Source organism: Sulfitobacter sp. HI0040 (assembly GCF_001634885.1).
Classification (GTDB): Bacteria; Pseudomonadota; Alphaproteobacteria; order Rhodobacterales; family Rhodobacteraceae; genus Sulfitobacter.
Genome location: NZ_LWEX01000104.1, coordinates 1 through 8,897, shown reverse-complemented (window position 1 = coordinate 8,897; position 8,897 = coordinate 1). Strand labels below are relative to the sequence as shown.

Annotated in this window: 10 protein-coding genes; 4 read left to right on the top strand and 6 right to left on the bottom strand. The window is 63.9% G+C overall.

Going from position 1 to position 8,897, the window contains the following annotated elements; genetic code table 11:
* The 3 genes from A3728_RS07860 to aat all read left to right on the top strand — a co-directional run.
* Nucleotides 1–238 (top strand): acetyl-CoA carboxylase biotin carboxyl carrier protein (locus A3728_RS07860; RefSeq protein WP_330220266.1); only part of this gene is annotated, 238 nt, incomplete at its 5' end.
* A 10-nt stretch (nucleotides 239–248) separates the two neighbouring features.
* Nucleotides 249–1,601, top strand: coding sequence for an acetyl-CoA carboxylase biotin carboxylase subunit (accC, locus tag A3728_RS07855; RefSeq protein WP_067921809.1), 1,353 nt, complete (start codon nucleotides 249–251; stop codon nucleotides 1,599–1,601).
* A gap of 19 nt (nucleotides 1,602–1,620) precedes the next feature.
* Complete coding sequence (gene aat, locus A3728_RS07850; RefSeq protein WP_067921806.1) at nucleotides 1,621–2,256, top strand: leucyl/phenylalanyl-tRNA--protein transferase; 636 nt, start codon at nucleotides 1,621–1,623, stop codon at nucleotides 2,254–2,256.
* Here the strand turns inward: aat and A3728_RS07845 are convergent.
* Genes A3728_RS07845 through A3728_RS07835 form a run of 3 tightly spaced genes read right to left on the bottom strand, consistent with a single transcriptional unit; the run spans nucleotide 2,220 to nucleotide 3,419 of the window.
* Nucleotides 2,220–2,585: a DUF2155 domain-containing protein gene (locus A3728_RS07845; protein WP_067921804.1), complete on the bottom strand. Its 366-nt coding sequence runs from the start codon at nucleotides 2,583–2,585 to the stop codon at nucleotides 2,220–2,222. The genes aat and A3728_RS07845 overlap by 37 nt on opposite strands.
* On the bottom strand, nucleotides 2,582–3,034 hold the full coding sequence (mlaD, locus tag A3728_RS07840; RefSeq protein WP_067921801.1) for an outer membrane lipid asymmetry maintenance protein MlaD: 453 nt from the start codon (nucleotides 3,032–3,034) through the stop codon (nucleotides 2,582–2,584). The genes A3728_RS07845 and mlaD overlap by 4 nt, the downstream gene beginning before the upstream one ends.
* A 1-nt stretch (nucleotide 3,035) precedes the next feature.
* Nucleotides 3,036–3,419, bottom strand: coding sequence for an NADH:ubiquinone oxidoreductase subunit NDUFA12 (locus A3728_RS07835; protein WP_067921797.1), 384 nt, complete (start codon nucleotides 3,417–3,419; stop codon nucleotides 3,036–3,038).
* 194 nt (nucleotides 3,420–3,613) lie between these two features.
* Between A3728_RS07835 and A3728_RS07830 the strand changes: the two genes are divergently transcribed.
* The gene (locus tag A3728_RS07830; RefSeq protein WP_067921794.1) at nucleotides 3,614–5,410 is read left to right on the top strand and encodes an FkbM family methyltransferase; all 1,797 of its coding nucleotides are present in this window, start codon (nucleotides 3,614–3,616) and stop codon (nucleotides 5,408–5,410) included.
* 306 nt (nucleotides 5,411–5,716) lie between these two features.
* Here A3728_RS07830 and clpX read toward each other — a convergent pair whose 3' ends face one another.
* The 3 genes from clpX to A3728_RS07815 all read right to left on the bottom strand — a co-directional run.
* Nucleotides 5,717–6,982 carry an ATP-dependent Clp protease ATP-binding subunit ClpX gene (clpX, locus tag A3728_RS07825; protein ID WP_067921791.1) on the bottom strand — a complete coding sequence of 422 codons (1,266 nt, stop codon included), beginning with the start codon at nucleotides 6,980–6,982 and terminating at the stop codon, nucleotides 5,717–5,719.
* A gap of 120 nt (nucleotides 6,983–7,102) precedes the next feature.
* Nucleotides 7,103–7,759, bottom strand: a complete 657-nt coding sequence (locus A3728_RS07820) for an ATP-dependent Clp protease proteolytic subunit (protein WP_067921812.1) — start codon at nucleotides 7,757–7,759, stop codon at nucleotides 7,103–7,105.
* Nucleotides 7,760–7,895: 136 nt separating this feature from the next.
* Nucleotides 7,896–8,897, bottom strand: a 1,002-nt coding sequence (locus A3728_RS07815; RefSeq protein WP_067921785.1) for a c-type cytochrome, incomplete at its 5' end; no start/stop codon positions are given.

Genomic DNA, 8,897 nt, shown 5'->3' with positions numbered 1-8,897 from the left:
TCATCCGGGCGCAGTCCCCTCGCCCATGGTGGGCACCGTCTACATGCAGGCCGAACCCGGCGCGCCGGCCTTCATCTCCGTCGGCACCAGTGTCTCCGAAGGCGATACCCTGCTCATCGTCGAGGCGATGAAGACCATGAACCACATTCCGGCCCCCCGCGCAGGCACCGTGAAGCGCATCCTTGTCGCCGACGGGGACGCCGTGGAATTCGGCGCGCCGCTCGTGATCCTCGAATAGGGCGCGGCGCATGTTCAGCAAGATACTCGTCGCGAACCGGGGCGAAATCGCCCTGCGCGTCATCCGCGCCGCCCGCGAAATGGGCATCGGATCGGTTGCGGTCCATTCCACCGCCGACAGCGACGCCATGCATGTCCGCATGGCCGATGAAAGCGTCTGCATCGGGCCGCCCTCCAGCCAGCAGTCCTACTTGTCGATCCCGGCGATCATCGCCGCCTGCGAGATCACCGGCGCCGAGGCCATTCACCCCGGATACGGCTTCCTTTCGGAAAACGCTGGCTTCGTGCAGGTGGTCGAAGATCACGGCCTGACCTTCATCGGACCCACGGCGGAACATATCCGCATCATGGGCGACAAGATCACCGCCAAGGACACGATGAAAAAGCTCGGTGTTCCCTGCGTGCCCGGCTCCGAGGGCGGTGTCGCCAACCTCGAAGAGGCCAAGAAGCTTGGCGAAGAGATGGGCTATCCGGTCATCATCAAGGCCACCGCGGGCGGTGGCGGCAAGGGCATGAAGGTCGCCCAGTCGGCAGCCGAGATGGAGCGCGCCTTCATGACGGCCCGCGCCGAAGGCAAAAGCAACTTCGGCAATGACGAAGTCTATATTGAAAAATACCTGACCACGCCGCGCCACATCGAAATTCAGGTCTTCGGCGACGGCAAGGGCCGCGCCGTTCATCTGGGCGAGCGGGACTGTTCGCTTCAGCGCCGGCACCAGAAGGTCTTCGAAGAGGCCCCCGGCCCCGCGATCAGCGAAGAGGAACGCGCGCGCATCGGGAAGACCTGTGCCGAGGCCATGGCCAACATCAACTACATCGGCGCGGGCACCATCGAGTTCCTCTACGAGAACGGCGAGTTCTATTTCATCGAGATGAACACCCGCCTGCAGGTGGAACACCCGGTGACCGAAGGCATCTTCGGCGTCGACCTCGTGCGCGAACAGATCCGCGTTGCGGCAGGTCTGCCCATGTCTTTCGAGCAGGAGGATCTGCGCATCAACGGCCATGCGATCGAGGTCCGGATCAATGCGGAGAAACTGCCGAACTTCTCGCCCTGCCCGGGCCGGATCACGCAGTATCACGCACCCGGTGGCCTCGGCGTGCGGATGGACAGCGCGCTTTATGACGGCTACCGCATCCCCCCCTATTACGACAGCCTGATCGGCAAGCTGATCGTGCATGGACGCGACCGCCCCGAAGCACTGGCACGGCTAAATCGCGCCTTGGGCGAACTGATCGTCGACGGTGTTGATACCACGGTGCCGCTCTTCAATGCGCTGCTGCAGGAACCGGATATCCTGTCCGGGGATTACAACATTCACTGGCTCGAACACTGGCTGGAGACGCATCTTGGCGATGCCTGATCACGGCTGAAACCCCGCGATGTCGGACCTGACGCCGGACCTTTTGCTCCATGCCTATTCCATCGGCATTTTCCCGATGGCCGAACACCGTGACGATCCGGATATCTTCTGGGTCGATCCACGGCGGCGGGGGATCATCCCGGTAGACGGTTTCCATCTGTCCCGGTCACTTGCGCGCTTCATGCGCCGCAGCGACTGGACGACGACCATCGACCGGGCCTTCGACGACGTGGTTCAGGGATGCGCCGCGCGCACCGATACATGGATCAACGATCGCATCGCGCGGCTCTATGGTCAGCTGCATGAGATGGGTCAGGCCCACTCGGTCGAGGTCTGGGACGGCGCCACCCTCGCCGGGGGGGTCTATGGCGTGTCCCTCGGGGGTGCCTTTTTCGGCGAAAGCATGTTTTCCAACCGGACCAACGGATCGAAAACCGCGCTCGCCTGTCTGGTCGACCGGCTTGAGCGGGGTGGATATACCCTCTTTGACACGCAGTTCCTGACCGAACATTTGCAATCGCTGGGCGGCGTGGAGATTTCGCGGGACGACTACCGCGAACGACTGGCCGACGCGATCACGCGGAATGCATCATTCACCGCACCACCGCGCGCCACCCTTCAGGATGTGGTGCAGCGTATGACCCAGACATCGTAGCGCGGATGCTCCAGCGCGCTCAGCGCCGGGGCGGAGGCGATCATCCAGCCCTGAAACAGCGGAATACGCTCACCGTCTTCGGCGATGCTCAGTTCCGCATACGCGTTGCCAGCCGGGTTTCCGACCGGATAGCGGCAATCGTTCATCACAATCTCAAGCTGGCCGAGCCGCGTGGCACCGCCGGTGCGCATCTCGATATCGGTGGTGTGGCCCGATATCTTGTCGAGCGCGCGCAGCACGCCGCCGGGGGCCGAAGTGACCTCCTGCGCCTCGGCCGCCGGGGCTCCCGCCAATAGCAGGCAGAGGAAAGATATGGCCCGGCGCCTCATTCGTCGCTCCCCTGTCCCGATACGAATTTGAGCAGCAGCGAAATCAGGCTGACGGAGCCCTGCGTATCGGTAAAGACATCCCCCGGCTCAAGGTCGAAGGGCGACCCGCCGGGCACGATCTCGATGAAATTGCCGCCCAGCAGCCCTTCGGAGGCGACGACGATGGCGCTGTCATCCGGGATGGCCACCCCGTCGCGAATGCGCACGGTGGTATCGGCGCGAAATGTCTCGGTGTTGAGGGAGACATCGCTGACCTGCCCGATCCGCACCCCTGCAAGCCGAAGGTCGGTGCCCACGGCGACACCTTCGAGGCTGCGGAAACTGGCATGGAGCGGATAGTTGCCGCTGTCGCGGCCCAGCCCGGCGGCCTGCGCCGCGTAGATGCCGAAGCCCAGTGCCGCCGCCAGCACGACCGCGCCTGTCAGGACTTCTGTAAGATCCTCGCGCATGTTACTCGGGGCTCCACGCCTCGTAGTCGGACCGGTCGGCGGGATGTTCGCGCCGGATGGACCCCGCAGGCGCATAGGCCAGCGCCGTGCCTGTCAGGTTCTCGATATGGGGCTTTTCCCACGCCTTATGCACCAGCGGCTTTTCGCTGGGCGGCTCATCCCATGTGCGGTGCAGCCAGCCGTGCCATTCGGGGCTCACGCGGCTGGCTTCGGCCTCACCATTGTAGATCACCCAGCGGCGGCTGTCGTCTGCGTTGCGGTAATAGATATTGCCTTGGGCATCCTCGCCCACCTTGGCCCCTTTACGCCACGTGAAAAGCTGGGTGTTCAGCGTCTGCCCGTTCCACCATGTGGCCGCACGCAGAAGGGTGTTCAGGATGCCCATGTCTCTCTCCGATCCAGTTGGTGGATATATGCACCAGCGCGCTCGCAAGGTCCAGTAGGCCCGGATGGCACGGGGCCCGGGGCCCGGCTGTGTCCTTTGGGCCATGCCCGCCCGCGTGGCGTTCCAAACCGTTTGGTGGGGCGTCAGGTGCGGAGTATCATCACACTAAACATAACGATAATCGCGTGGGCAGAATGGCGGAGCAGAAAATCGCCGCGGTGTGCTGCGGGGTCAGGGTGCCCGCCTCGCCGTTCCTGAACGAAACCCGGATCGAACGGATCAACGCCGCAAGGTATGAGGGCGACGAGATTGCCGGTGCCCTGGCCGTCATCGGCCCCGACGACCGCGTGCTGGAGATGGGCGCAGGCCTCGGCGTGGTGGGCGGGGTGATCGCGCATAACGCGCGGCCCGCAGCACTCCTGTCGTTCGAAGCCAATCCCGCGATGATCCCCCATATCAGGGCGCTGCACGCGGCCAATCACCTCCGCGGGCGGATTGCACTGCGCAACGAGGTGGTGATCAGCGCGCCGGAACGGCCGGAAACCGCCACTTTCTTTGTGCGCAACTCCTTCCTCGGCTCCTCCCTGATCGACCATGACCACCGTGACACCCGCGCCGTGGAGGTCCCGACAAGCGGCTGGAGCGACGTGGTGGCCGAATTCCGGCCCACGGTGCTGGTGATGGACATCGAAGGCGGAGAGCTGGAGTTTCTACGCCATGCCGATCTGTCCGGCATTCGTGCCGTGGTGATCGAGTTTCACCCCGGCATCTATGGCCGTGCGGGCACGCGTGAATGTAAGTCGATCCTGAGGGCGGCGGGTTTTTCGAAGCTGCCCGGGCCCTCCACCCGATTGGTCTGGGCCTGCACCCGCGAGATCACGGCAGAGCCCGATCCGCCCGGGCCGGGACGGGCCGAAAGCCGGTTCCTGCCGCCTGATCCTGAGGGGGGATGGTCGGGCACGCTCGAACGGGTCGAACGCGCGCGGGTGATCCCGCCCGTCGCCTCGGGCCATGTACAGGTGGCAGGCGTGCTGCGCGCCGACCGAAGCTATTGCGAAAACGCCGGGACGTGGCGCAATGAACGCGCCATCACGCTTCGGCCCCTCATGCCCGAGGGTCCGATCGCCCGATTGGAGGGGCGCTGGCTCTGGGGGGGAATACTGTGGACCTATTTCGCCCATTTCGTGGGCGAAAGCACGGCGCGCCTGTGGGCGTTGGACGCGGTCGATGCGGGGAAGATCGCGGGCATCGCCTTCATGCCGAAGCGGCCTCGCCTCGGCGACACCACCCAACCCTTCCAGCGCGCGTTTCTTGACCTGATGGACATCCGATTGCCGATCCATGTCTGCGCCACGCCCACCGAAATCGAGGAGTTGATCGTACCCGGCCAAGGCTTCGGTCTGGGTGCGATTTCCCGCGGGACGCAGTCCACCCGAGCAACCTTTCGCGCGCGGTTTGGCAGGGGCGTGACGGCGGACGGCCCGGAGCGGCTCTATATCTCACGCTCCGCGCTGGGCGCGAAGCGCGGCGCGCTGATCGGAGAGGGCGAGCTTGAGGCTTATCTGAACGAACAGGGGTATGAGATTTTTCACCCGCAGAACCATCCGTTGGAAGTACAGGTCGCGCGATACAAGGCCGCGCGCCAGATCATCGGCGCAGAAGGCAGCGCCATGCATGTGCTGGCCTTTGCCGCAAGGCCGCACCAACAGATCGCCCTGATCGTGCGGCGGCGATCGCGCGCCACGACTCATATCGCCACACATCTTGAGCATTTCGCAGGCCGCGCGCCCGACGTCATTGAAACGCTTGTCCACACATGGTTGCCGAAAGGCCAGCAAAGGCGGCGACTGGGGGCTGGCGAACTGGACCTGCCTGCCCTTCAGGCGCGGCTCATTGCCGGGGGGTTTGTCGAGACAGGCGCGCCTTGGGCCGCTCTTTCCGCGCAGGCCGTGGAGCAGACGTTAGGTGGGCGCTACGACCTGATCGCGTGATCGCGCGCGGTGGAGCGAGCGTGGCCATGAGAATGGGGTGAGCACACTCGGCCCGGAATCAAGGCGCATCGCGCCGCCGGGCAGCGCCCGACCGCCCCATGGGCGGGCGCTTTGGCACTCTCTGATTTCCTTACGAAAGATGGAGCCATGGATGCACCATAAAGTGGCATCCATACAGGTCAGCGATGCCCACCCGCGGTCGCGCGCAGCCCTGTGTTACAACCCCTTGCCACGTCGCAGCCACCACATAAAACAAAGGGCGCGCCAACCGGCACGCCCCTGTTTCATACGACATGTCGCGGGCGCCTACCCCGCCGTCGCGGATTCCTTTTCGGCATCCGCGTGGATCATCAGCGGGGCCGCTTCGGAGGTCACCGCCTCTTCGTTGACGACGACCTCGGTCACGGTATCCATCCCCGGCAGTTCGAACATCGTGTCGAGCAGGATGTCCTCCAGAATGGACCGCAGACCCCGGGCGCCTGTCTTGCGTTCGATCGCGCGCTTGGCGATGGCGGTCAGCGCATCGTCGGTGAAGGACAGCTGCGTATCCTCCAGTTCGAACAGGCGCTGGTACTGTTTGACGAGCGCGTTCTTCGGCTGGGTCAGGATGGTGACGAGCGCATCCTCGTCCAGATCCTCCAGCGTCGCCAGAACCGGCAGACGGCCCACGAATTCGGGGATGAGACCGAATTTCAGCAGGTCTTCCGGTTCGAGGTCCGTGAAAATCTCACCGATGCCGCGGGCGTCCTTGTCGCGCACATCCGCGCCGAAACCCATGGCAGAGCCCTTGCCCCGCGCCGCGATGATCCGGTCCAGCCCTGCAAAGGCACCGCCGCAGATGAACAGGATGTTCGTCGTGTCCACCTGCAGGAATTCCTGCTGCGGATGCTTGCGCCCACCCTGCGGCGGAACGGAAGCGACCGTACCTTCCATCAGCTTGAGCAGCGCCTGCTGCACGCCTTCACCCGACACATCGCGGGTGATGGAGGGGTTCTCGGACTTGCGGGTGATCTTGTCGACCTCGTCGATATAGACGATGCCGCGCTGCGCGCGCTCCACATTGTATTCGGAGGCCTGCAACAGCTTGAGAATGATGTTCTCCACATCCTCGCCGACATAGCCCGCTTCGGTCAGCGTGGTGGCATCGGCCATGGTGAAGGGCACATCGAGAATACGCGCCAGCGTCTGGGCCAGCAACGTCTTGCCGCAGCCGGTGGGGCCGATCAGCAGAATATTGGATTTCGACAGTTCGATGTCGCCGCCTTTCTGGGCGTGGTTCAGGCGCTTGTAGTGGTTGTGTACGGCCACGGACAGCACACGCTTGGCCATCGCCTGACCGATCACGTAATCGTCGAGAACGTCGCAGATGTCCTTCGGGGTCGGCACACCGTCGGTCGCCTTCAGCCCGCTGGCCTTGGTTTCCTCACGGATGATGTCCATGCACAGTTCGACACATTCGTCGCAGATGAAAACGGTCGGTCCCGCGATCAGTTTGCGGACCTCGTGCTGGCTCTTGCCGCAAAAGCTGCAGTAAAGGGTGTTCTTGCTGTCGCTGCTGGAGTTGTTCGCCATCTCAAACCTTTCAGGTCTGTCGTGTTTGTCTGCCCCTGCCCCGGAGCGGCGTCGCATGGCCCGAGTCTAGGCCAGTGGCCCCGGCGCTACAATCGCAAAATCATGGCGCCGGGGGGCGTATCACTTGTCCTTGCCGCCCTTGGAGGGCGCGTCGGGATCGTCGGCCTTGCCGCGGCTCTCGACGATCTCGTCGATGAGGCCCCAGTCCTTGGCTTCCTCCGGCGACATGAAGTTGTCGCGCTCCAGTGCGTCCTCGACCTTTTTCAGGGTCTGGCCGGTGTGCTTTACGTAGATCTCGTTCAGGCGCTTTTTCAGCTTCTGGGTTTCCTGCGCATGGATCATGATATCCGTCGCCTGACCCTGATAGCCGCCCGAGGGCTGGTGCACCATCACGCGGCTGTTGGGCAGCGAATAGCGCATTCCGGCCTCGCCCGCCGTCAGCAGCAGCGACCCCATGGAGGCCGCCTGCCCGATCACCAGTGTGGAGACCTTGGGCTTGATATACTGCATAGTGTCGTAGATCGACAGACCGGAGGTCACGACACCGCCGGGGCTGTTGATATACATGGAGATTTCCTTTGACGGGTTCTCCGCCTCAAGGTGCAGCAACTGCGCCACGATGAGTGATGACATGCCGTCGTGGACCGGACCGTTCAGGAAGATGATCCGTTCCTTCAGGAGGCGCGAAAAGATGTCATAGGCACGTTCCCCGCGACTGGTCTGTTCGACCACCATGGGGACGAGCGTGTTCATGTAGGTGTCGATGGGATCGTTCATATTGGCCTGCCTGTAGTTCGTTCGCAGGACCATACCCGCAAATCTCTTGGGCTAGAGATTAGTCGCGCGGATGGGGGGGTTCAAGGGGGGCAGCGGCGCGGATGTCGGCCCCGCCGCCCCCCGGGTTTGCGTGCCCTCAGCTCTCGCTTTGCAGATAGGCGATAAGCGCGTCGATGTCCTCTTGCTTGCGCAGGCCGCCGAAGGACATCTTGGTGCCTTTCATGAAGCCGCGCGGCTTGGTGAGGAAACCGGTCAATGCTTCGTGATCCCAGACGAGGCCCGCAGCACCCGCCTCCTGCATCGCCGAGGAATACTTGAACCCTTCGACCGCACCGGCGGGGGCGCCGACGATCCCGGTCAGGATCGGACCTACCCGGTTCTGCGCCTTCTCGCCTACCTGATGGCAGGCCTTGCATTTGCGGAACACCTTCTCACCCGCTTCGACAAGCGCGGGGTCGGGTGTGTTGGCGGGCGGCTCCTGCGTGGGGGCAGGTTCCGTGGCGGCAAGCTCGACCTTCTCCTCCCCGTCGGCGGGGGCATCGACCTTGGCCTCATCCTCTGCCTTCGCCTTTGCCGCGGCCTCCGCCGCTTTCCGGGCGGTCTCCTCCGGTGTCACGTCCAGAACGGCGGCTCGCCCGGTGATCTTCACCTCTGTCTTGCAGTCACTCATGCAGGGTGCTGCGCTGAAGGCCACAAGCTCCGTGCTCTCACGGTCGTCCATGAAGAAACCATCCTCGTTCGGGAGGGAGTGTTCCGCGAAATTTTCCGACGAGAGCACGAAGTCATCGTCCACCTCGTTGTTGAGGTACATCAGGTAGGCGGTGATGGCATAGACTTCGTCCGGCTCCAGCGTCTGGGCCGCACCGAAGGGCATCGCACGGTTCACATAGTCGAAGACCGTCGAAAGATAAGGCCAGTAGCTGCCGATCGTCTTGACCGGGCGCTGATCGGTAAGCGTGCCGAAGCCGCCCGCCAGCACCGGCCAGCGGCCCGTGCCTTCGCCGAAGACCCCGTGGCAGGCGGCGCATTGTGCAGCGAAGATAGCGTCGCCCGTTTCCACGTCACCCTGCCCGGGCGGCAGGCCGGCACCATCGGGCCGCACGTCGATGTCCCAGACGGCGATCTCCTCCGGGGTGAC

Bases quoted from the DNA above. Each gene is read 5' to 3' on its own strand.
- accC (WP_067921809.1), top strand. From the start codon at position 249: ATGTTCAGCAAGATACTCGTCGCGAACCGGGGCGAAATCGCCCTGCGC.
- aat (WP_067921806.1), top strand. From the start codon at position 1,621: ATGTCGGACCTGACGCCGGACCTTTTGCTCCATGCCTATTCCATCGGC.
- A3728_RS07845 (WP_067921804.1), bottom strand. From the start codon at position 2,585: ATGAGGCGCCGGGCCATATCTTTCCTCTGCCTGCTATTGGCGGGAGCC.
- mlaD (WP_067921801.1), bottom strand. From the start codon at position 3,034: ATGCGCGAGGATCTTACAGAAGTCCTGACAGGCGCGGTCGTGCTGGCG.
- A3728_RS07835 (WP_067921797.1), bottom strand. From the start codon at position 3,419: ATGGGCATCCTGAACACCCTTCTGCGTGCGGCCACATGGTGGAACGGG.
- A3728_RS07830 (WP_067921794.1), top strand. From the start codon at position 3,614: ATGGCGGAGCAGAAAATCGCCGCGGTGTGCTGCGGGGTCAGGGTGCCC.
- clpX (WP_067921791.1), bottom strand. From the start codon at position 6,982: ATGGCGAACAACTCCAGCAGCGACAGCAAGAACACCCTTTACTGCAGC.
- A3728_RS07820 (WP_067921812.1), bottom strand. From the start codon at position 7,759: ATGAACGATCCCATCGACACCTACATGAACACGCTCGTCCCCATGGTG.